This window comes from Roseateles sp. YR242, assembly GCF_900109745.1.
Lineage (GTDB): Bacteria > Pseudomonadota > Gammaproteobacteria > Burkholderiales > Burkholderiaceae_C > Roseateles.
In genome coordinates, this window is sequence record NZ_FOAV01000002.1 from 93,802 (window position 1) to 116,856 (window position 23,055).

19 protein-coding genes are annotated in these 23,055 nt (G+C 66.8%); all 19 read right to left on the bottom strand.

The window, feature by feature from the left end:
• Nucleotides 1-2: 2 nt before the first annotated feature.
• Nucleotides 3-1,211: a glycosyltransferase family 2 protein gene (locus BMY53_RS04095; protein ID WP_092943967.1), complete on the bottom strand. Its 1,209-nt coding sequence runs from the start codon at nt 1,209-1,211 to the stop codon at nt 3-5.
• Nucleotides 1,204-2,616, bottom strand: a complete 1,413-nt coding sequence (locus tag BMY53_RS04100; RefSeq protein ID WP_255370023.1) for a glycosyltransferase family 4 protein — start codon at nt 2,614-2,616, stop codon at nt 1,204-1,206. The genes BMY53_RS04095 and BMY53_RS04100 overlap by 8 nt, the downstream gene beginning before the upstream one ends.
• Complete coding sequence (locus BMY53_RS04105) at nt 2,613-4,079, bottom strand: hypothetical protein (protein ID WP_092943971.1); 1,467 nt, start codon at nt 4,077-4,079, stop codon at nt 2,613-2,615. The genes BMY53_RS04100 and BMY53_RS04105 overlap by 4 nt, the downstream gene beginning before the upstream one ends.
• A 122-nt stretch (nt 4,080-4,201) precedes the next feature.
• Nucleotides 4,202-4,843 (bottom strand): serine acetyltransferase, encoded by a 642-nt coding sequence (locus tag BMY53_RS04110; RefSeq protein WP_092943973.1) that lies wholly within the window; start codon nt 4,841-4,843, stop codon nt 4,202-4,204.
• On the bottom strand, nt 4,840-6,399 hold the full coding sequence (locus BMY53_RS04115) for an Atrophin-1 multi-domain protein (protein WP_255370024.1): 1,560 nt from the start codon (nt 6,397-6,399) through the stop codon (nt 4,840-4,842). The genes BMY53_RS04110 and BMY53_RS04115 overlap by 4 nt, the downstream gene beginning before the upstream one ends.
• Nucleotides 6,400-6,401: 2 nt before the next feature.
• On the bottom strand, nt 6,402-7,436 hold the full coding sequence (locus BMY53_RS04120; protein WP_092943975.1) for an acyltransferase family protein: 1,035 nt from the start codon (nt 7,434-7,436) through the stop codon (nt 6,402-6,404).
• Nucleotides 7,433-9,049 (bottom strand): O-antigen ligase family protein, encoded by a 1,617-nt coding sequence (locus BMY53_RS04125; RefSeq protein ID WP_143073917.1) that lies wholly within the window; start codon nt 9,047-9,049, stop codon nt 7,433-7,435. Before BMY53_RS04125 ends, BMY53_RS04120 begins: the two co-directional genes overlap by 4 nt.
• 37 nt (nt 9,050-9,086) lie before the next feature.
• Nucleotides 9,087-9,836, bottom strand: coding sequence for an exosortase C-terminal domain/associated protein EpsI (locus BMY53_RS04130; protein WP_092943979.1), 750 nt, complete (start codon nt 9,834-9,836; stop codon nt 9,087-9,089).
• Nucleotides 9,833-10,762: an exosortase B gene (xrtB, locus tag BMY53_RS04135; RefSeq protein ID WP_092943981.1), complete on the bottom strand. Its 930-nt coding sequence runs from the start codon at nt 10,760-10,762 to the stop codon at nt 9,833-9,835. The genes BMY53_RS04130 and xrtB overlap by 4 nt, the downstream gene beginning before the upstream one ends.
• 55 nt (nt 10,763-10,817) lie before the next feature.
• The gene (locus tag BMY53_RS04140) at nt 10,818-11,732 is read right to left on the bottom strand and encodes a polysaccharide biosynthesis tyrosine autokinase (protein ID WP_092943983.1); all 915 of its coding nucleotides are present in this window, start codon (nt 11,730-11,732) and stop codon (nt 10,818-10,820) included.
• Nucleotides 11,732-13,147 carry a chain length determinant protein EpsF gene (gene epsF, locus BMY53_RS04145; RefSeq protein WP_092943985.1) on the bottom strand — a complete coding sequence of 472 codons (1,416 nt, stop codon included), beginning with the start codon at nt 13,145-13,147 and terminating at the stop codon, nt 11,732-11,734. Before epsF ends, BMY53_RS04140 begins: the two co-directional genes overlap by 1 nt.
• A gap of 90 nt (nt 13,148-13,237) precedes the next feature.
• On the bottom strand, nt 13,238-14,119 hold the full coding sequence (gene epsE, locus BMY53_RS04150) for a polysaccharide export protein EpsE (RefSeq protein ID WP_255370025.1): 882 nt from the start codon (nt 14,117-14,119) through the stop codon (nt 13,238-13,240).
• A complete protein-coding gene (locus BMY53_RS04155; RefSeq protein ID WP_092943987.1) occupies nt 14,116-15,093 on the bottom strand; it encodes an EpsD family peptidyl-prolyl cis-trans isomerase in 978 nt (325 codons plus the stop codon). The genes epsE and BMY53_RS04155 overlap by 4 nt, the downstream gene beginning before the upstream one ends.
• 357 nt (nt 15,094-15,450) lie before the next feature.
• The gene (gene ubiE / locus BMY53_RS04160) at nt 15,451-16,182 is read right to left on the bottom strand and encodes a bifunctional demethylmenaquinone methyltransferase/2-methoxy-6-polyprenyl-1,4-benzoquinol methylase UbiE (RefSeq protein WP_092943989.1); all 732 of its coding nucleotides are present in this window, start codon (nt 16,180-16,182) and stop codon (nt 15,451-15,453) included.
• A gap of 80 nt (nt 16,183-16,262) precedes the next feature.
• Nucleotides 16,263-16,694, bottom strand: coding sequence for a gamma-butyrobetaine hydroxylase family protein (locus BMY53_RS04165; RefSeq protein WP_092943991.1), 432 nt, complete (start codon nt 16,692-16,694; stop codon nt 16,263-16,265).
• A 176-nt stretch (nt 16,695-16,870) separates the two neighbouring features.
• Complete coding sequence (locus tag BMY53_RS04170) at nt 16,871-18,709, bottom strand: S8 family peptidase (protein WP_255370026.1); 1,839 nt, start codon at nt 18,707-18,709, stop codon at nt 16,871-16,873.
• A 512-nt stretch (nt 18,710-19,221) separates the two neighbouring features.
• Nucleotides 19,222-20,415, bottom strand: coding sequence for an MFS transporter (locus BMY53_RS04175; protein WP_092943993.1), 1,194 nt, complete (start codon nt 20,413-20,415; stop codon nt 19,222-19,224).
• Nucleotides 20,412-21,839, bottom strand: coding sequence for a DNA recombination protein RmuC (locus BMY53_RS04180; protein ID WP_092943995.1), 1,428 nt, complete (start codon nt 21,837-21,839; stop codon nt 20,412-20,414). The genes BMY53_RS04175 and BMY53_RS04180 overlap by 4 nt, the downstream gene beginning before the upstream one ends.
• 175 nt (nt 21,840-22,014) lie before the next feature.
• Entirely contained in the window at nt 22,015-22,998 is a 984-nt protein-coding gene (locus tag BMY53_RS04185) for a 2-hydroxyacid dehydrogenase (protein ID WP_092943997.1), read from the bottom strand.
• Between the last annotated feature and the right edge of the window lie 57 nt (nt 22,999-23,055).

Here is a 23,055-nt window from a genome sequence, read left to right on the forward strand (position 1 = left end):
CATCACAGGTCTCGTTTGGTCCGCACCCACTCGACCTGGCGCTTGAAGACGAAGCGCAGGTAGAGCGGCACCTTGGCCAGCAGCAGCATCGGCGCGCCCGCCAGTTCGCCCAGGCTCAGGATGTCATCAGCCCAGCGTTGCTGGGCAATGACAATGGCCGCCGCCAGCATCAGCACGCTGAGCAGGGCCACCACCAGGGGGGCCTGCCAGCCCAGCACCAGCGCCAGCACGGCCGTGACCAGCAGCCAGCCCACCTGCAGCAACGCCAGCAAAGTGAGCGGCGGCACCAGCATGTCCAGCACCTGCAGCAACAAGGCGCCACGGCCAGGGCGTAGCGACCGCCACAGCAGGCCCGGGCCCTCGCCCACCAGCATGGCCAGGTGGCCGTGCTCCCAGCGGGTGCGTTGGCTGGCAGCGCCTTCCTGGCTGTTGGCAAAGACGCTGGTGACCAGCGCGTCCTCGCACAGCAGCGGCGGCGCGCCGAGTTGGGCCAGGCGCACGCCCAGCTGCATGTCCTCGGCCAGATGGCCGCTGGCCAGCGGCGCCTTCACCGCCACGTCCCAGGGAAAGGCCATGCCGGTGCCATACAGCCCGCAGGGCAGGCCCAGCTGATGCATGCCGCGCGGGCGCACCAGGTTTTTCACACGCATGGCGAATTCGGCAATGCGCGCCTTCAGCCCGTCATTGGCCGCATGCATCAGGTAGGTGGCCTGCACCGGGCGGCCGGTGGCCGCCGCCACGCCGGCAATGCGCGGCAGCAGGCGCGGGCCCAGCTCGCAGTCAGCGTCCAGGATGACCACCACGTCGGGCGCATGACCTTCCTGGAGCGCCAGTGCCTCCAGGTGGCGCACGCCGAAATCCAGCGCAAAACCCTTGCCGCGCTGGGTGGCATTCGTACGCTCCACCACCGTGACATCGAATTCACGCGCCTGGGCGGCCGTGTCGTCGGTGCAGTTGTCCGCCACCACCAGGATGCGGTCCTTGGGGCCCAACTGCGCCATCGCCTGCATCAGCGTGGGCCGCAGGCCACGGCCTTCGTTGTGGGCCGGCATGACCACGGCAATACGCCCGGGGCGTGGATAGTCGGCGAGGGGGCGGCCCGCCACCAGGGCCAGCAGCACCTGCCCCAGCAGCAGCACGGCCGGCACCGCCAGCAGCAGGCTCAACAGCAGCACCAACAGCCACGGCAGACTGTGCAACAGCTCAAGCATGGGCGTACTCCTGGAAGAGGTCGGCCAGTCGCTCGGCCTCGACATCCACGTCATGACGCACCAGCACACGCTGGCGGGCCGCATGGCCCAGGCGTTGCAGGGTGTCGTCGTCCGCACGCAGGCAGGCCAGCATGGCAGCTGCCAGGGCCGGCGCATCACCCGCCGGCACCAGCCAGCCATTCTCTTCCGGCAGCACCAGTTCGGGAATCCCGGCGATGCCGGTGCTGACCACTGGCCGGCCCAGCGCCATGGCCTCCATCACCACCACCGGCAAGCCTTCGGCGAAGCTGGCCAGGACCAGCGCACGGGCCTCCAGCAGTTCCTGCCGGACCTGGTCGCTGCTGATCCAGCCGGTGATACGGACATGTTGCTCCAGCTTGTGGGCGCGGATGCGCTCCTCGATGGGGCCCCGCAGCTCGCCGTCGCCTGCCAGCACCAGTTCAAAGTCAGGTTCCTGCGCCGCCACCAGCGCGGCGGCTTCGATCAGCAGCAGGTGGCCCTTCTGTTCGGAAAGCCTGCCCACGCACACCAGCCGGCGGCCCGCAGGCGGCTCGGTCCGGACCTGATGGAAGGCCGGCTCCAGGCCGCAATGCACCACACGGACCTTGCCCCAGTGCTGCCGGTCGACCCAGCGGTAGAGCTGGCTGCGGCAGAACGAGGTGATGGCCACCACGAAACGCGCCCGGCGGATTTTTTCGCCCAGGTGCAGGAACTCCGGCTTGTCGAACTCCTCCGGGCCGTGCACGGTGAAGCTGTAGCCCGGCCCCCCCAGCGCCTCGACCAGCATGGCCACCTCGGCCGAGTTGGTGCCGAAGTGCGCATGCACGTGGGTGGCACCGCTCTGGCGCAGCATGCGCAAGGCCACGCAGGCCTCCGCCAGGTACACCATGTGCAGCGGCCACGGCCGGTCGGCACGCAGGCCGATGCGCAGGGCCAGCTTGAAGGCGGACCAGAACCGCCCCGGCGCACGCACGGCCTCGCCGACAAACGCGCTGGCCAGGGCACCCAGGCCGCCTTGCAGCAGGTATTGGGTCTTGGCCTTCTCGGCCTGGTCCTGCGGGTCGGGGGCGGCATCGTCCCAGCCGCGCACCGCCAGCCGCTGCACCGGCACGCCGTGCTTCTCCAGGGCGAGGATCTCGCGGCGGATGAAGGTGTGGCTGACCTTGGGGTAGTGGTTGACCAGATACGCGACCTTCACGGGACTCCTTGATGAACGGGTGGGAAACCTGTCGGGTAGCGCAGGCGGGTGGATGGCAGGGGACGCCGCCGGGCCGGCGGTGCCAGCCCGGGATGGTGAGGGGGTGTCGCCAGGGCGGTCGGTGACCTTGGTCATCACCGACGGGTCCGGCACCGTGGACAGGGGGGTGCCGGCCGAGGAGGCTGGGGGCATCGGTGCGGTGCTCATGCGGCAGACACCACCCGCAGATCGGCCCCGGCCGAGCCGCTGCCGGCCGCACGCACCGAGCTGCGCGCCACCGCGTAGCCGTCCGGCCAGTCGAAGCTGGCGGTCTTGCCATTCTCCAGCTCGCCGCTGTCCACCAGCGTCCGGCCGTTCCTGTCCTTGAGCTCCAGGCGCAAGCGCGCGTCACCGCTGCAGCGCGCCGTGAGCTTGCAGGCCTGGCCGGGCTTGGGGCGGGCCCAGTACACACCGGAGACCTGGCGGTTGCCTTCCACGGCCAGCACGGCGTCCTTGGCATCCTCGAAGGTCACGGCCTGGCGCCAGGTGTCGAAGCGCGCCTTGGCGGTGCCGCGCTGCACCCGCCAGTCGCCCCGCATGGAGATCAGGTTCAAAGACGCCTCCAGGTCGGTCGGCCGGTCATGGCCGTCCAGCCAGCCCTTGACGGATTTCACCTGTCGCAGGTTGGCGCGCAACCGCTCCAGGTCATTGGCCACCTGGCTGTTCCAGCCCCCCTTGAGCACGATGGGGAACCGGCTGCCGATCTCGGCATAGATCACGAAGGGCGTGCCGTAGTTGCGGTCCACCACGTAGCCGCCATAGCGCTTGAGCGTCTCCCCGATCTTGCGCATGCTCGCATCGCCCAGGGCGCGGATCTCGAAGTCCGACGGCAGCATCAGCAAGGCGCCTTCGGGGATCTGCCCCTTGTTCTGCTCAACCCCACGGTCGGCCGAGGTGGCCGGGAAGACATAACCCGGCGCCGGGCTCAGGCCGGAGAACGTGAGCGACAAGGCCAGCGCATGGCGGTAGACGCTGTCGCCGTCCTCGATCTCGTGGCTGCGGATCAGCCCGCCCATCGTGGGCACACCCGCGGCACGGGCGCCCTGGAAGTAGTGCGCCGGGTCGCCCCAGCCACGGCCGTCCAGCGGGGTCCAGGCGTATTGCTGGGCACGCCACTGGTCACCGTCGCGCTTGAGCTGGAAGAAGGAATGGATGACCCCGGCCTGCACGTCCACCAGGTCCGCATGGCCGTCCGATCCGGCTGCTGGCAGCACATCCGCCGGCCAGCGCGGGATGACGACCTCCGGCGTGAAGGCCTCCGCATCCGGGTCCCAGATGCCGCGCGGGTTCAGGCCCAGCACCCGCAGCGGCTTGTCGTCCGGGCTGCACAGGAACACCCCGGTGGAATATTTGTGGCTCTCGATGGCCGGGAAATAGGCGTCCTTGGGAATGGCCCAGCCCTCCAGCACCGGGTCCACCGGGCGGCAGTTCCAGGGCGAACGGGCCGAGAACGGGCGCTCGGCGGTGCCAAAGCGCAGCTCGCCGGGCTTGTCGCCCCCACTGCGTGCGGGCCGGGCGGCCTTGTCCTGCTGGCGGTCCGCCTGGGCGCTTGCCAGGCCCGGCGCCAACGCGCCCGCCACCAGCCCCAGGCTGGCGCCGCACCATTGGCGGCGATCCCACTGCGTCGTCATGTCTGGCTGTCCCTTCCCGTACTTCCCTCGATCCAAGGCGCGGCCGTCGTCGTGGAGACGACCACAGCCGCAACTGGCCACGCCGGGTGGCCGGGACCCTCCAGGGTCCCCTTTGTCTCTATTCAATCGCCGACCGGGGTCAGCGATGTTTTTATTGGTTCGCCCTCGGCAGGCGTATCCACCACTCGCGCCGGCAGGTCCGGCACCGGGGTGGTGCCGTCCAGGCCGCCGTGCACGCCGGCCGCCCGCAGGGGCAGGATTCGTGCCGGGTTGCCCACCGCCGTGGCGCCGGGAGGGACGTCCTGTAACACGACCGCCATGGCGCCAACGCGGCAACCCGCCCCCAGACGCACCCCGCCAATGACCTGCGCATAGGCGCCAAGCTCGACGCCATCCTCCAGCACCGGGCAAGGGCCGTCTTCAACACGGTTACCCAGCGTCACACCTTGACGCAAGGTGCAATGCGCGCCGATGACGGTGCCCGGGTTGATGAAGATGCCGCCGAAGTGCCAGATGCGCAATCCGGGGCCGATGCGGCAATCCTTGGGCAGGCTGATGCCGGTCAATGTTTCCACCGCCCGGAACATCAGCCAGTAGACCTTGGTCCGCCATTGCCGGCCGAAACCGGCCGGCATGGCGTCCACCCGCCGCCCGAAGCGGTAGACCCACAGGGCCCACAGCGATTGCTCCCGCCGCCAGGCGCGTGCGTCACCGCAACGCGCCAGGTCGGCCAACCAGTCCGTGTCCGCATGCCGCTGGGTCATTTCATCAGGATCTTTCCGGAAGTCGAAGTCAGTGCCTCGTTGGACACCAGGGAGCCGCCCACCGTCGAGGAGGTGCCGGCGGCACCGCTGTAGGCGTACACGGCCACGCGTGCGTAGTTGGCCGGCCAGTTGAAATTGGCCACCACGCCATTGGCCAGCTCGCCGCTGTCATACAGCTTGGTGCCGGCGTTGTCGTAGAGCGCCACACGCAGCCGACCACCGCCGGTGCAGCGCGAGGTCAGCTGGTAAGGCGTGCCCGCCACGGGTTTGGCCCAGGCCACCGCGCTGATCGTACGGAGGCTGTAGTTCACCTGTATGACATCGGCCGCCGTGGAGGGGAACACGACCGCCTGCTTCCAGGTGTCGTAAGTGCCCAGCGGTGAACTGCGCTGCAGATACCACTGCCCCCGCAGGGACAGGATATTGAGCCGCTGCTCCGGCACGATGGCCACGCCGTTGCCGTCGATCCAGCCACCCACGCTCATGACCTGGCGCAGGGCCCCGCGAAGTGTCTGCAGCTCGTTGGCCGTGGTGTTGTCCCAGCCGTTGGGCATGAGATTGAAGTTGCTGCCGTTCTCCGCGTAGATCACGAAGGGCGTACCGTCGTTGCGGTCCACCACGTAGCCACCATAACGTTTGAGCGTCTCCGCCACCTTGCGCAGCTTGAGGTTGGTGATGGTGCTGGTGTCGAAGGTCGACGGCAACATCAGCAACGAGCCTTCGGGGATGCCACCGGTGTTGGTGGTGGCGGCGTTGCTGTCCGCCGAGGTGGCTGGATAGATGTAGACGGTGGCCGCGCTGAGTGCGTTGTAGGTGAGCGAGATGGCCAGCGCGTGGCGGTAGTGATCCAGCCCGTCGTTCACTTCGGCGCTGCGGATCACACCACCGATGGCCGGCACGCCAACAGCGCGCGCGCCCTGGTAGTAATGGCCGCCCTCGCCAAAGCCGCGCCCGGCCAGCGGGGCCCAGGCGTATTGCCCGGCACGCCACACGCCGTTCACCAGCTTGAGCTGGAAGAACGAGTGCACGATGCCCATGGCCTCGTCGATGATGTCCGCATGCCCATCCGAGCCGGAGGCCGGCACGACATTGGCGGGCCAGCGCGGAATCACCACGGTGGCGCGGTAGGCCTCCGCGTCCGGATCCCAGATGCCGTTGGTACTGCCGCTGGGCGGATAGACCGTGACGCTGGGGTCGGTACTCAAGGCCTGGAACACGCCGGTGGACCAGGTGCCCTCGGCCACCGTGGGGTAATACGAGGACGTGGGGATGACAAAGGTGCCCAGCACCGGGTTCACCGGCTGCATGTACCAGGGCGAGAAGGCCGCAAACGGTGTGGCGTAGGAGCCAAACGTTCGGGCTGGCAGCGTCGTGGTTTGCGCCCAGGCCGGTAAACCGGCGCCGAGCGCACCCGCGAGTGCCCCCGCCAAGACGCCCGCTTGTGCCAGCGTGGAGAGTCGCAGCACGGTAGCACGCCTGGACCTGGGCAGTGCACCTTGCCGGCGATGCCACGCGGACACCAGTCGGGACAGGGATGACAGCGATCGTGACGACATGGTCAAACCTCCTTCAACCGCTGACCGCGCCCTGCCCCAACACGCTTGGCCAGCTCGTTGAAACGCCGCTCCACCTGGAAGGTGGATACGTGCGCAATACCGAAGACCACCAGCAACAACAGCGGACGCTTCAGATACTTGGTCCAGAGATCGCCGCTTCCCAGCCAGGTGGCCGCCAAGGGCAGGTGCCACACATACAGTGCATAGGAAATTGAAGCGATATAGGCAAGCGCCGGTCCTCCCAACCCTACCGAAAGCCGATGATTCGGCTGCGCCAAAAGCGCACCTACAAATGCCGCTGCCGCATAAGGACGGAGATAGGACAGCGGATTGAGCATGTCATGGCTGATAAAACTGCCGGCCAGCAGCAGCAACAGCAGACCAGGCACCACACCGGGGCGGGACAGCGCTTTCCGGGCCTGCGGCCACAAACGCGAATTCACCAGTAAGGCCAGGCAGGCACCGGCCAGCAAATCGTCCGCACGGAACCAGGTCACGCTGGATGCAGTGATCTCATGCGATATCCGCATCCCGGTGAAGGTGAGCAGCAAGGCCGGGAACAGCCACCAGATGGCGCGCACCCGCAGCCACAGCATCAGCGCCGCCAGCATGTAGAACTGCACCTCGACGCACAGGCTCCAGAAGTGGTCGATGGGCGGCACCAGGCGCTGGGGCGGCAGATTGGCGTAGAAGAACAAGTAGCTGAACGCGGTTTCCAGGTCCACCGGCCGGAACAGCCACACCACCACCAGGCAGATCCAGGCCGCCGGCACCACACGCAGCAGGCGCCGGGCCAGGAAACTGCTGACCGGCGGGCGTTTGAGCAACTGCCCGGTGATGAGGTAGCCGGAGAGAATGAAGAACAGCGCCATGCCGAACATGCCCAACGACTCGTTCAGCGGCACCCCCCCCACATGAAAAGGCATCAGATGGGTCCATAGCACCGCCAGGATGCTGACGGCCCGCACGCCGTCCAGGGCCGGTGATCGCTCGGAGGGGACGTGGTGGCTGGGGAGGGACGCGACAGGCGCGTTCATCGGGCTTGCACCTGCGGCCGGCCTGCCGGGCCCCTGCCGCCCTTGGGCAGGCTGCGGGTCGGTGTCAGCCCCATGGGCACCGTGGGCTGCCAGGCCGTGCCGTTGGCGTGCCGGTCTGTCTCCGCGGCCGCCTCGGCCCGGGCCCGGGCCTGTGAGCTGGGGCGAATGCCCCAGGTCCGTCGGTATCGGAATTCCCCCACCCCGTCGGGCACCAGCCGCACCGCCAGCGCACACAGGCAGCCCATGCAGAACCAGAAGTACCAGTTGTAGATGAGGTAGGCAAACATGTTGTCCGAGCTGGACACCATGAAGTTGGCCACCAGCAGGCACATGCCGATGAGCGCCAGCAGCGGCTTCACCGAGAACAGCCGCCGGATCAGGCGTGCCGTGCTCACATAGACCCACAGGTAGGCGGCCAGGCCGGTGGCCCCGAGTTCAAAGAAGGTCTGCACCACCGCGCTGTGGGCGCCCCACTTCGCAGGCCCGGCCATCGAGAAGAAGGTGGGCGACAGGTTGAAGAAGGACTCCGCGCCATACCCGACCAGGTAGCGACTGGGCGCCATCCATGTCAGGGCATCCGTCCAGAGCAGCTTGCGCCAGGCAAAGGAATTCAGCTTGGCGTACTGCACGACCTCGTTGCCCTCGGTCAGCCCCATGACCCGCTCGCGCAGCTCCGGCAGCGCCGCCCCTGCGGCAGCACCGATCAGCACGAGGTAGACCAGGTATCGCCGCTCCTTCACCAGGCCGTACACCACGAAGATGAACATCACCGAGATCCAGGCGCTGCGGGTCTTGGTGGTGTAGAGCAGCCCCGCCAGCAGCAACATGTAGCCGACCACCACCATGAGCGAGAACGGCGTCTGCCCCGTCTGGCGGCTCTTCCAGCGATAGAAGATCACGCCCAGCGACAGCACCAGGTAGAAGGCCAGGATGTTGGCGTGCGGGAACGGGCCGCCATAACGCAGGCCCGAGTTCTCCAGCGCGTCACCGCCCCCGGCGGTGCGGCCCATCGCGATGTAGGCCAGCGTGACCAGCGCCACCGGCACGGAAGACCAGGTGATGATCTTCAGCATCTTGTTGAGGTCGTTCTCGTCCATGACGAGATAGAAACTCACCAGGAACAGCGCCACCACCGAGACATAACCCAGGTAGAGCCGGATGGCGGCGATGGTGTCCGAAGAATGCAGCAGCCCAAGCGCCTGCAGGGCCAGCAGCGGCCCCCAGACCCACCAGGCGGCCTTGGGGATGCGCTTGGGGTCCCGCGAGATGATGAGCGCGGCCAGCAGGATGACCAGCGCATTGAGCAGGCCACCAAGGCCGCCCACCGCGGCCATGCGGGCCTGCTCGAAGATGGGATTGGCGCCGGCCCGAACCAGCAGCACCACGATGAGGAACGCCTCCCGGCTGTAGATGAATAGAAAGGCCGTGAGCAGCATCAGCGGCATGACCGCCAGCATCACCGGCTTCTCGGCCGAGACCCCGCCGAGGAACACGCTGGCATAACCGATCACCACCGCGCCCACGCTCAGGCCCACGAGGCCCAGGAAGCCGGTCCCGTCCATGCCGAACATCACGCCGCGCCACATGCGCAGGACGCCATTCAACCAACGCACTGATGTGTCCTTCACTTCCCGTCGCGTCCCGTCATGCTCAGCGCACCAGCAGGCTGCGAGAGCCGGCCGGCACTGCCGCCACCATGTCCTTCAGGAAGGATTCCATCAGGGCCTGCGAATCACCGGCGGCGTCCGCGCGCGCCAGGCGCTGGGAGGCCCGCACCAGCACACCGTCCGGAATGCGGCCCTTGAAGCCCTCCTGCAGGATGTACCAGCGCGCCTGCAGGCCGTCGCCGCCATACATGTTGCCGATGCGGATCCAGTAGCGCACCGACTCGAAACCACCGCCACGCCCTTCCGCCAGCAGTTGTGTGGTGGGCACCGGCTGCGCACGGGCATCGGTGGCGATGGCATGGCCGTCGCCCAGCTGGCGCACCGCAAAACCCTGCGCCGGGTAGCAGACCTCGGGCCTGTGCACCTTCACGTCCTGGCGCTGGCGTTCGCCCCAGGCCAGGGCCAGCATGATCATGTCGCCGTGGCTGTTGGCATAGGTGCGCATGACCGTCTGGTCATAGGGCTGCTCCTGCACCGTCTCCACGCCCTGCGCGACATCCACCTGCGTGGTGGTGTCGGCCACCACGCGCCAGTCGCCAAAGGCCTTGGGCACGGTCGCGTCCAGGCTGGGCGCGCCACTGATGGCCTGCAGGCGTGGCGTGGCCAGCCAGGCACAGGCGGCGGCAGCCAGCATCACCACCAGGCCGATCACGGCGCTGAAGCGCGACAGCCTGGGCATGCGGAAGGCGCCCACGGGAGCGGCGGCGTTTGAGGTCGAATTTGTACTGCTCATGCGGCCTCCTTGCGGTAGCGGCTTTCCACCCGCAACGACAAGGCGCGCAGCAGGCTGTCGGTGAGCACGATCAGCATCAGCGCGGTCAGGAACAGCGCCATGCCGGAGAACTCGTGCATGAAGCCCTGCCCCACGTCGTCACCGAAGTGGTAGGTCAGCAAGGCCAGGATCAGGATGCGGATCACGTTGGAGGAATAGGAGATCGGCACGATCAGCAATGCCAGCGTGAAGTTGCGGAACACCGATTCGTGGCGCACCACATTCATGTAGAGCAGGCCCAGCGCCTCCAGCGTGAACAGGGAGTTCAGGCCGGCGCAGGCATCCGCCACCATCAGCTGGTAGGAGCCGATCTGCAGGATCACGCCGGAGCGCGCCACCGGGTAGCCCAGGTGGTACATCAGCTGTTCCGCCCCCCAGGAGGCCGCCAGCTTCATGGGCTGGGTGATCACGTCCACGATGGAGGCCGGCAACGGCACGGCGAACAGCAGCAGGAAGAAGGCGAACCAGTAGCGCCTGGCGATGGCAGGGCCGACCAGCAGCAGCGCAATGCCCAGCAACACCGGCAGCAGCGAGCCCATCTCCAGCAGCGCGATCGACTGCGAACGGCCCAGCACATACAGGGCCGCGCCGCCCAGCAGCACCAGCCAGCCCGCCACCGGGGCGGGCCGCGGCTCAAAGCGTTCGCCCTGCTCGGCGATGCGGCGCGTCTGGAAATAGAAATACCAGGCGGACAGCGCCAGCACGATGGGGCCGTGGCTGTTGCGGTCACCGCGCCAGGGGCCATGCATGAAGTCCACGATGGTGGGCACATACATGGCGGCCAGGCCCAGGGCCAGGACCACGAGCACCAGACGGTTGGCAGCCCAGAACGGTCCGAACCGGGGCGCGATACGGCCCTGGCCGCCGGGAAGGACATTGCGCGACATGACTTTCACTGGGTTCCCTGCAAGAGCGACAAGACCGGGGCGCGTCGGCCCGGGTTCAGTACTGGTTCATGACGGTGCCCAACAACGTGGTGTTGATGCCGTCAAGACTGTCGGTGAGTTCCTGCAGCGCCAGCACACGCGAGCGGTCCTGGCGAGCCAGCACCAGCGCAGCACCGCAGCGCGAGGCCACGATGGAGGCGTCCGCGCCGTACAGGCTGGCCGAGGTATCCACCACCACGTGGTCGAACTTGCCGGCCAGCTCGCGCATCAGCATGCCAAAGGCCGGACGCTCCAGCAGTTCCACCGGATTGGGCGGCACCGCGCCGACCGGCAGGACGAACAAGCTGTTCATGCCCTCCACCTGCTGGATGACCCGGGGCTCGCTGCGGCCCGACAGGATGGACGACAGCCCCGCCTGGTTGGCCACGTCGAAGATCTCGTGCTGGCGCGGACGGCGCAGGTCCGCATCCACCAGCAGCGTGCGCCCGCCCAGTTGCGCCAGCGTGACGGCCAGGTTGGCGGTGAAGTAGCTCTTCCCGTCCATCGTGTCGGGGCTGATGATGGCCAGCGCCCGGCGCGGTTCCCCCTCGCGGTACAGCCGCATCATGATCTGGCTGCGGATGCCGCGGAAGACTTCCGCCTGGGAGGAGAACGGCTGGTTCAGCGCCACCAGTTCGGGGCTGCGGCTCTTGCGCTCGCTGGCCGCGTACGGGTAGTGGAACTGCTTGGACAGCGCTTCCAGCACGTCCTCGGCATTGGCATAGCCCAGGGCAACCGCAGCCTCGCCGAAGCGGATGCCGCGCTCACGCTGGTACTGCAGCACGCGCTCGACCTGGTCGGCGCTGAGGTTGCGGGTCTCGGCAATGATGGCGCCGATGGACCGGTCATGCAGGCCGGCACTGGGTTTGGTCGTCTGGGCGTCCACGGGTTTGCTTGAGGCGTAGTGGAGGGGTTCCTTCAGGTCGGACATCAAGCGGCTCCTCTGCTCGCAGCATGGCCCAGCAGCCGGCGCTCGGCCGTGGGCAGCAACTTGTTGGGACGCTTGTTGGGTGCGGGCAGCACCCCCAGCATCGGAATCTGCAGCAAGGCCATGACGTCGTCGGCGTCGCGGATCTTGCGGTCACGCATTTCCAGCAGCAGCGCCATGCCCACCGCCAGGATCAGGCCGGCCACGAAGGCCAGCGCGGTGTTGAGCCCGACACGCGGCGAGGCCGGACGCATCGGAGGCGTGGCTTCCGTCAGCGTGCTGACATTGCTCTGCGTGCTCTGGCTCTCCAGGTTGGTCTGGGTCAGGCGGGCGGCGATGCTGTCGTAGCCGCGCTGGGCGCTGTCGACCTCGCGGATCAGGCCGGCGGCTTCGTCGCGCGCTTCCTTGAGCTTGACCACCTTGACCCGCTGTTCGTCCAGCTGGGCGCGGATCTCGGATTCACGCTGGCGGTTGATGGTGTTGGTCACCCCCACCGCACCGGTGACACGGCGGATTTCCGTCGCCATCTTGGTGCGCAGGTCAGCCACCGAGGCCTTGGCTTCGATCACCTGCGGATGGTTGTCGCCATAACGGGTGCTCAGCTCCTGCAGGCGCGCTTCCGAGCGGCTCAGCTCGCCCTTGAGCGAGGAGACCACCGGGTTGGCCAGCACATCCGGCAGGTTTTCGCTGCCACGGGCCGCAGCGCCCTGGCGGCTGTTGGACTCGGCGGTGACGGCCTGCACGGCCACCAGTTGCGAGGACAGCTCGGACAGGCGGCTGCTTTCGATGTCCATGCGCTCGTCGGTGGCCAGGATGCCGTGCTCACGCTCATAGGCGGAGAGCTTGGAGCGGGCCACCTCAAGCTTGTCCAGGGCGGCCTTGGACTGCTGCTCGAAATAACCGGCGTATTGACGCGCCGGGTCCACGCGCAGCTCCAGGGTGGTGCCCACGTAGGCCTTCACGAAGGCATTGGCAAAGGCGGCGGCGGCTTCTGGCTGTGGCGACTTGTAGGTCACCATCAGCACATTGCTTTCCTTGGAGGGCTTGACCTCCATGTTGCCCTTCAGGCCCTGGGCCAGCCACTGCTCGATGGTGCCTTCACCGTTGGTGGCGGCCTGCCAGTTCTGGCGCACTTCCGGCAGCTCGGTCAGCTTCATGTCCTTGACCACGCGCAGGGCAACACGATCGCTGGCGATCACATCGACCTGCGTGTTCATGTAGGACGGCGAGGCCAGGCCCGGATAGATCAGGGCCGAGATCGGATCGGGCTTGGCATCGATGAGCACAGAGGCGGTGGCCACGTACTTCGGCTGCATCGAGAGGCTGACGCCGAGTGCCGTCAGGGTGGTCAGCACCACCACCAACAACACCAGCGACCAGCGGGCCCGGATGATGGAAATCAACTTGCTGGGCGTCACGACTCACTCCTTCGCCGGGCCACGCGGCCCGGCTGCTTCGGCCGGCTGAACAGGGGTCACAGGGTCCCCCCCGTCAGACGCGGCCACAGATCAGAACAGGCTTTCGCGCACGTAGATGACGTCACCGTCCTTGAGCGCTTCATCCATCGCAGGCTTGATTTCCTGCACCTTGCCATCCCCGCCCTTGCGGTGCACGCGGATGCCACGCTCCGTGCCACGCAGCGTCAGGCCACCGCCAGCGGCCAGGCCCTGCAGCAGGGTCATGCCGCGCTCCAGGCGGATCTGGCCGGGTTTCTGTACTTCACCATAGATATAGATCGTGGGGAAGCGGTCCACCCAGAGCACGTCGCCGTTCTGGATGAGGATGTCCTGCTCGCGGCCGTTGGCGCTGAACAGCGTGGGCAGGTCAATCTCGGCCCGGTAAGCCTTGCCGCCCCGCGTGCCGGAAATCACCAGCAGGTCGCCGCCGGAGGGCGCGACGCCGCGGGCGTTCGCCAGCAGGTCGGTCAGCCGGGTGTCGGCCACTTCCAGCGGGTAACGGCCCGGCTGGTTGACCGCGCCCAGGACGCTGGCCTGGTTGCCGGTGACCTTGATCACCAGGATGCTGACCTGCGGCTGCTTGACGAAGTTGCCCTTGCGCAGGCCTTCGGCGATGCGGGCTTCCGCGTCGCTGACGGACAGGCCGCCGATGCGCACCGTGCCCAGCAGCGGGAAGGAAATGGTGCCGGCTTCGGAGACCCGGGTCTCCAGCGTCATGTCCGGATTCTGGAAGACGCTGATCTTGATGGCGTCCCCGGAACCCAGCCGGTATTCAGCGGTGGCACCGCTGGCAAGACCCACCGGTGCGGGCTGGCTGGTCTGCGCCGTGGCGCCGACTGCCATCAGCAGCGCCATGGCCGTGGCCACCAGCGGCTGCACGCAGGAGCGGTTCAGGAATTGGGCAGCGCAACGCCGCGTCTGGATCATGTTCATTTGATTCCCAAGCCCTTCGAAATGGTGCTGTTGTCCAAGCCCGTGGCGCTGGAGGCCGGCTCGGTGACGGGGTCCGGCGTGAGGGCCGGCGCGGGGGTCGGCGAGGAGGCGGCCGCCTCTGCAAACTTGCCGACGTATTCGATCTTGGCGTTGTCACGCATCGCCTTGACGTCCTTGGTGATCAGCTCCATGCGGCGCTGGCCCAGCAGGAAGCCTTCGATCGCAGGACGGGCCTGCTCCAGCGTGACCGGCTGCACACGCGATCCCGCCAGATAGACCACCATCACGCCGTTGGGCATGGGGGCCTCGAAGTGCTGGCCATCCTTCATCTTGGAGAGGATGCGCAGGCTGCCGGCGGCCACTTGTTCGGCCGCACGAACCGATTGCGTGCCCACGAACTTGATGTCGCTGGCCTTGAGGTATTCAACGAATTCGGTCAAGGTCTTGGCGTCAGTCAGATGGCTGCGAATGCCCTCCAGCTGCTCAGGCTTGGCCTCGATGTTGAGTTCCTGGACGTTATAGACACGGCGTTCGGTAAAGAGTGCCGGGTTCTCGTTGAAGTACTTCGAGACGTCTTCTTCGCTGGGCTTGGTGGCCTTTTCACCCAGGCGTTCAGCATAGGCGCGAGCAATGATTTCGCGTTTGGCGGTTTCGATCTGTTGCACGACCCGCGGATCGCGGTCGAGCTTCAGGTCCTGCGCCTTCTGGACCAGCAGTTCCTGGTCGATCAACCGCTCCAGAACCTGGCGCGAGGCGGGCTCGACCTGTTCCTTCTTGATATTGGGCTGACGCTGCAGGACGTAGTTGATCTGGTGAACAGTGATCTCTTCCTTGTTCACCTTCGCCGCGGTCTGCGAGGCCTTTGCACCGCTGCCACCGCCGCAGGCGGCGAGCCCGATCGCCACCACGGTGGCGGCCGTCAGGCCCGCCCACCGAAATCCGTTGCAGTTGAACCGCTTTCTCTTCAAGTTCATGGCTTCGACTCTCGTTGTTATGCAAGTCCCGGCGACCCTCACGGGGCGACCCACGCTCTCACGTGAGCGGCGAGTGTAGCCGTGCACCATGACGGTAAACCCTGATTCCATGCGTACCCGACTCCCTCGATCCCGAGACTAGGTGGGTCCTTAGCAAGAATGACTCCTACCCCCGGCGCGGTGTGCCGCGAGGCCCCCTTGAACAAGGGGGGCGATTGGAGAGAGGGGCGCTGCAGAGCGCCCGAAAGCCCCGCTGATGGGGGATGGCGCCGACGGTGAGTCGGCGCTCGCTGGCGCTCCCGCGCCAGTGGTGAGGATAAACAGCCCGTCGCGTTTAATTACGACTGCGACAAGTCATCAGCATTTGATACCGACATGCAAGGCCACGACGCCGCCGGTCAGGTTGTGCACGTCAACATGACCGAAACCTGCGGTCTTCATCAGCGCCTTCAGTTCTGCCTGCGCCGGATGCATGCGGATGGATTCGGCCAGGTAGCGGTAGCTGTCGGCATCCCCGGCGATGAGCTGGCCCAGGCGGGGCAGCACCTTGAAGGAATACCAGTCGTAGGGCTTGCGCAGCGGCTCGGCCACGCGGGAGAACTCCAGCACCAGCAGGCGCCCGCCCGGACGCAGCACCCGGCACATCTCGGCCAGTGCCTGATCCTTGTGAGTCATGTTCCGCAGACCGAACGCCACCGACACCAGGTCGAAGCTGTTGTCCTTGTAAGGCAGGGCCTCGGCGTCACACAGGTTGGTGGGCAGCACCATGCCTTCGTCGAGCAGGCGCTCGCGACCGGTGCGCAACATGGCCTCATTGATGTCGGTATGCACCACCATGCCGCGTTCACCCACCTTCTTGGCGAAGGCTCGGGCCAGATCGCCAGTGCCGCCGGCAATGTCCAGCACCTTGTTGCCAGGCTTGAGGTTGGCCACCGCCACGGTGTAGGCCTTCCACGCGCGGTGCATGCCCATGGACATCAGGTCGTTCATGATGTCGTAACGGGAGGCGACGGAGTCGAAGACGCCGCGCACGCGCCGGGCCTTCTGGGTTTCGTCAACGGTTTCGAAACCGAAGTGGGTGGAGCTCATGGCGGATCCTGCTGAAGATGCTTGAAAAGTGGGCGGCGCTCGGGGGGCTGAGGCTCAAGGTTGAGGCTCAAGGTTGAGCCTCAGTGGCTCCCGCAGCCATGGCCTTCATGGCCGGCGGCAGCACCCTTGCCCGGCATGGGGGCGTCCCGGTCCAGGCCGGCGGCGGCCAGGCGGGCTTCGTAGTCCTGCATCAGTTGCACCTGGTCTCGGCCCAACTGGTAGAGGTAGGCCCACGTGAACAGGCCGCTTTCATGGCCGTCCGAGAACAGCGGCTGCAAGGCGTAGTGGCCGACCTGCTGGACAGCGACGATCTGCACCTCGCGCTTGCCGGTCTGCAGCACTTCCTGCCCAGGACCATGGCCCTGCACCTCGGCCGACGGGCTGCACACACGCATCAGCTCGAACGGGATACGGAAGCGCGCACCGTCGTTGAACGCCAGTTCCAACACCTTGGATTGCTGGTGGACGACGATGTCGGTAGGGAGAGGCGAAGAGGTCTCGAGGCCGGCCATGAGTGGCGGAGCGGCTGGCTCAGAAAGGGCCGCCCGGTAATGCAATAAACGGGCAGTGTACCGGGCCGACAGGAATAAAAAAAACCCGCCGACTCGCGCCGGCGGGAATTAACAGATGCCCCGTTCGGGCCCAGGGCACCCGGCTTACCAAGCGAGGTGATTGGCAAGTTCGGCCATCACCACCCAAGCGTCAGCGCATAGCTGCCGGCGCCGCCGCTGTAGTAGGTCACCCGTACATAAACGGTGCCTGCGGTCGAGGTGGTGTATGAAATGCTTTCAGTCAGCCCGGCACTCTTGGTGCCGGAGGCCAGGGTGGTCCCTGAGCTGTTGTAGACGTAGAGGTCGTAGTCCACGCCGCTGGCGTTGGGCAGCGACGCCGTCAGGGTCTGCCCGGCGGTCAGTGTCACCGCGTAGTAGTCGGTGTCGGTGGTGCTGGACAGGCTGCCGCTGATGGTGCCGCCAGGCGCCGCGATCACCTGTGCCGTGGCACGGGTGTTGTTCGAGGCCGTGGTTTCGGTGATGGCGGTGCCGCCGCCACCGCCGCCGCCCGTACCCGTCAGGATCAGGGTGATGGCTGCATTGGCATCCAGGATCCCGCTGCCGCACTGGCTGCAGGTGGCCGGGAAGGCACGGGCGCTGTTCTTCAGCGCCGCGGTGATCTCATCCGGCGTGGCCGAGGGCTTCACGCTGTAGAGCAGTGCCGCCACACCGGCCACGTGTGGCGTGGCCATCGAGGTGCCCGAGTAGTAGGCATAGCTGTCCGCACCCGGGGTGGTGGTGCCGGCATTCAAGGTGGAGTAGATGCCGTTGCCGGTGCCGGAATCCCCGCCCGGAGCCGCCAGGGCGACGATGCTGCCGTAGTTGGAGTAGGAGGCGCGACCGCCGCTGCGGTTCGTGGCCGCCACCGTCACCACGCCGGAGCAACTGGCCGGGCTGTAGTTGGCCGCGTTGGCCGCCGAGTTGCCCGCCGCCACGATGACGCTGGAACCGCGTGAACGTGCGCCGGTGACCGCCGCCTGGGTGGTGGAGTCGCAGCTGCCGCTGCCGCCCAACGACAGGTTGAGCACCTTGGCCACATTGGTGTTGGCAGGAATGCCGGACACGGTGCCGCCCGACGCCCAGGTGATGCCGTCGGCAATGTCGGAGGTGTAGCCGCCGCACTTGCCCAGCACCCGAACCGGCAGGATCTTGGCGTTGTAGGCGATCCCGGCAATACCCAGGCTGTTGTTGGCCTTGGCTGCAATGGTGCCGGAGACGTGGGTGCCGTGCCAGCTGGAGTTGGAACCCGGAATACCGGATCCGCAGGCATTGGTGGCGTAGTAGTCGCCCGGGTCCAGCGCGTCGGCATCACGCGCATTGCCGTCCACGGACACGGCCGTGTCCGCGATGAAATCGTAGCCGGCCACAGCGCCGGAACTGTTCACCGCCCACTGGCCGGCGAGGTCTGCGTGAGGACGATAGCCGGTGTCGATCACCGCCACCACCACGTTGGTACCCGTGGACTGATCCCAGGCAGCGGGGGCACGGATGCCGCCGGTGGTCTCGAACAGATCCCACTGGTTGGTGGCGTAGTACGGGTCGGTAGGCGTGGCCAGCGCATACATCTTGCGGTCGGGTTCGACGTACTCGACGTTGGCGTCGCTGGCCTTGATCTGGGTGGCGAGGTCACGCAGCTGGTCCACGCTGAGCTGGCGGTCCAGCTTGAACACGTGGGCGCCGGTGCCGGTCTGGCGCAACAGGCTGACACGGGCACCCCACGGGGCGGCCAGCTGCTGCAGGGATTGGGTACGGGTGCTGAGCGCATCGCTGGCGACCGCATGGGCCTGCACGGCGACACCCAGCTTCTGCTGGACGGCCACACTGCCGTCCTTGTACTTGACGATCAAGCGATCGGTCTGCTCAGGCAGCGGCTGCTTGGCATTCACATCGGTGGCGGGGGCGCCGGCATAGGCGGCAGAACTGACTGCAAAGACACCGAGGGCCAGCGCACGGCTGAGCTTCGTCAAACGCATCATGCTGTGATCTCCATGGTTTCTCTCCCTGAGGCACCGGATATCGGCGCCCCGCTCCCATCTCGCAGACAGGTATTGCTGCCGTTGGATGGACACCCCGCCGCAATCGGTTGATTCGTGGCGTGGATGCAGTGTAGGAAGCGGCTGGCGGGCGTGGCACAGCCACCTGCAAGACCTGACAGGAAAGGAAATCCCCTAGCAATCATTTGTTCACAAACGTGACACGGTCTCGATTTCGAGGGAGTGCGCGATGAATGAATAGCTCTGCGGGCCTTGGTTTCCGGGGCTTGGCACGCCAATGGACTGACTTGTCTGACTTTTCATTTGGCGTGCCCGGCCAGCTCGAGAAGAGGAATGGGAGGCGAAGCCAATCGGCCAACTGCCGTATTCGCAGATTGATATCGGGTGTTGAGGCCCGCTTGCGTAGTGTTTGCGCCAAATTTGCGCGGCGTTTGCGCGCGCTTTGCGCGATAAGCGCAGTGGAATGCGCTTATGGAAGTTATGCAGAGCTTCCCTTATGGGCTGTGCAATGGCACCTTGCGGGCGCTCCATTGCGCCCCCACCAGCAGCGACGCCATGAGCCACAGCGGTGCAAAGGGCACACTGGCGGTGGCCAGCATGCCAAAACCCAGCGGCATGGCCACGGTGGCGCCGTTGCTGGCCAGCATGCGCAGGCCCAGGGCCTGGCCGTGGCGATCAGCTGGTGTCACCTGGTGCAAGGTGGCCAGCACCATGGGCTGCACGGCCCCCAGCGCCATGCCCAGGATGGCCGAGCCGATCATCAGGCCCGCCGTGCCGGGCAACCAGGCGTAGACCACCAGGATGGCCATGGCCACGCTGATGGCCGTGCGCAAGGCCTTCATCTCATCCACCCGGTGGGCCCAGCGGACGATGCCCAGGCGCACCAGGGTCGCGGCCGCCGCGAAGCTGCCCAGCACCAGACCGATGCCGGAGGCCGACAGTCCCTTGGCGTGCCCGATGACCGGCACCACGAAGCTGTGCGCGTCCCAGCAGGCGGACATCGTGATATTGACCACCAACAGGTGGCGCAGCGCCGGGTCCCGCAGCAGGTCCCAGGCAGGCTTGGTATTGCGGGGCGCCTGTGCCTTGGCATGCGGCGTGTAGCGCGGCACCCGGAGCGCCATGGCCCAGGCAATGCCCGGCAGGACCACGCCCAGCACCAGGGCCCAGGCGAAGCCCGCATGATCGATCAGCAACCCTGCCATGACCGGCGCCACGGCGTTGGACAAGGCCGGGCCCAGGGCCACCCAACTGAACACCCGTTTCAGCTGGGATGGGTCCGAGACCATCAGGCCGGCCTCGCGCTGGATGGCGACCGCCGCCACCGCCACGGCGCCGCCGCACAGCAGGCACGCGACGGCAATCAGGGCGAGCGACTGCCACCACAGGGCGACCAGCGCGATGACCGCGCCCATAAAACCCATGATCGCGCCCAGACCCACCGGCCGATGGAAACCATGCCGGTCCGCCAGACGGCCGGCCCACAGGGACATCCCGATCGGCGCCACCGCAAAAAGGCTTTGCAGCACCCCCACCGTCCATTCGCCAAAACCGCGGTCCAGCACCCACAGGCTGGCGGTGACCCGCGTCACCGCCATGCAGGCATGCACGGCCACCAGGGTGGCGATGACGGCGGGAAAGGCGCGGCTGGCGCCAGAGGGCGTGGCGGCCGGGGCGTCAGGTGTCATCCGGCGGCGCCCTCCTCGTCCACCTGGCCGAGCTGCAGCACGCGGGTCATCTGGTCGTCAGGCAAAGCCTCGACGGTCTTGAGCCGGCGAGTCATGGCGCGGGTGCGGACCTCGGCCGCATCGATGGTGTTGCTGGCTTCTTCCAGCTTCTTCTTGGTCTTGGCCAACACCTCGCCGAACTTGCCAAACTCGGTCTTCACGGCGGAGAGCACCTCCCAGACCTCGGCGGAGCGTTTCTCGAGCGCCAGGGTGCGGAAGCCCATCTGCAGGCTGGAAAGCGTGGCCAGCAAGGTGGTGGGGCCCACCAGCATCACCTTGTGCTCACGCTGCAGGGATTCGGTGAGGCCGGGGCGCCGCAGGGCTTCGGCGTAGAGGCCCTCGGTGGGGAGGAACAGCAGGGCGAAGTCGGTGGTGTGGGGTGGGCCGAGGTATTTCTCGCGGATGGTCTTGGCCTCCAGGCGCAGGCGGGTCTCGATGGCGCGGCCGGCGAGTTCGGCGGCAGGCGCATCGGCGCGCTCCTGCGCATCCAGCAGGCGCTCATAGTCTTCACGGGGGAACTTGGCGTCGATCGGCAGCCACAACGGCTGGCCGTCGTCACGCTGACCCGGGAGCTTGAGAGCAAACTCGACCCGCGCGCCCGTGCCGGGAACGGTCTCGACGTTGGAGGCGTACTGCTCGGGGGTGAAGACCTGTTCGAGCAGGCCGGCCAGTTGGACCTCACCGAAGATGCCTCGGGTCTTGACGTTGGTCAGCACACGGTTGAGGGAACCCACATCGCGGGCCAGGGTCTGCATCTCGCCCAGGCCACGGTAGACCTGCTCGAGGCGCTCGGCCACCTGCTTGAAGCTTTCGCCAAGGCGCTGCTCCAGCGTGGCGTGGAGTTTTTCGTCCACGGTGGCACGCATCTGCTCCAGCTTTTTCTCGTTGTCCTGCTGGATGGATTGCAGCCGGGCTTCGACGGTGCGGCGGGTTTCGGCCAGGCCGGCTTCGTTACGCTGGGCCAGGGCCTGCAGTTGCTCGGTGAGCAGGCTGCCGAGCCGGGCGGCTGCGGCATCTTGCGCCTCACGGGCGGTGGCGGCCTGCGTGGCGAGGGATTGCTGCAGGTGGCCGAGCTGGACACGGAAGCTGTCGATCTGCTCGTTCTGGGTGCGCGCCACGTCGCCGCCCTGGGCGAGCAGGGATTGCTGAAACTGGGAGAGCGTGGAGAGGGTGTCCTGGCGCAGGGCACTGTTGACACGGTTGAGCTCGTCGCGCAGGGAACGGTCCAGGCGGTCGCTGGACTGCTGGATGAGCGGCATGATGACCCCAGCAACGGGCTCCTGCTCGGTGGGGGACTCCTGGGAGGCGATGCGGCGCCACAGGAGAACCAGAACAATCAGGATCAGGGCCAGCAGGCCAGTCAGCAGAGCTTCAACAAGGGTCATGGCTGGGATTCTCTCAGCCTTGAGGTAGAGAAGGCGTCAGCGTGTGGCAGGAGGGGTTTGGCTGTGCACGGGAAAGCGCCGAGCCCTGCCACCGTTTAATGAGCCCCGAGTCAAGACCAGGGCCGTCGACAGACCACCGGTCTGTGCCATCGAAGGCCTTCGGACGAGGGCCCGCTTACTTGACCAGAACCTCTGGATTCAATGCCGTGGGCGGCGTACCACCCGTGAGCACGGCAATCAGGTTGTCCACGGCGAGGTTGCTCATGGCTCGGCGCGTGGCCACGGTGGCGCTGGCAATGTGAGGCGTCAGTACGACGTTGGTGCATTCCAGCAGCGCCGGATGAACCACCGGCTCGCCTTCGAAGACGTCCAGGCCCGCAGCAGCAATGGTGCCGGCCTGGAGGGCGTGTGCGAGCGCGGCGTCATCCACCACCCCACCGCGCGCAATGTTGGTGAGTGTGGCCGTGGGCTTCATCATCGCCAGCTCGCGCTCACCGATGAGGTGGTGCGCAGACGGGCTGTAGGGCACCACGATGACCAGGTGGTCGGCACGCTGGAGCAACTCGTCCTTCTCCACCCATTGCGCCCCCAGCGGCGCTTCCTGGTCGGCCGGCAGCCGGCTGCGGTTGTGATAGATCACCGGCATGCCAAAACCCAGGTGCCCCCGGCGCGCAATGGCCGCGCCAATACGCCCCATGCCCAGCACCCCCAAGGTGGCGCCATGCACATCCGCCCCGGCAAACATGGTGACGGACCAGTGCTTCCATTCCCCCCGGCGCAGGAAATGCTCGCTCTCGGTGATGCGGCGGGCCGTGGCCATCATCAGCGCAAAGCCGAAGTCGGCCGTGGTCTCGGTCAGCACGTCCGGTGCATTGCTCACCAGCACACCCCGGGCCGTGCAGGCCGGCACGTCAATGTTGTTGTAGCCCACGGCCATGGTGCAGACCGCACGCAGGTCCGGGCAGGCCTCCAGCAGCGTGGTGTCCACCTTGCTGCTGCCACTGATGTAGACACCGGCCTTGCCCTGCAGCCGGCGGATCAGCTCGTCCTGCGGCCAGGGCTGATCCGTGTCGTTGGTCTCGACATCAAAATGTGGGCGCAGCCGGTCGACGATGTCGCTAAAGGTCTTGCAGGCCACCAGCACCTTGGGTTTGCTCATCTCAGAATCTCCTCGGAACGGTCACTGACTGCCCCAGGACGGGCTGAGCACACGGGG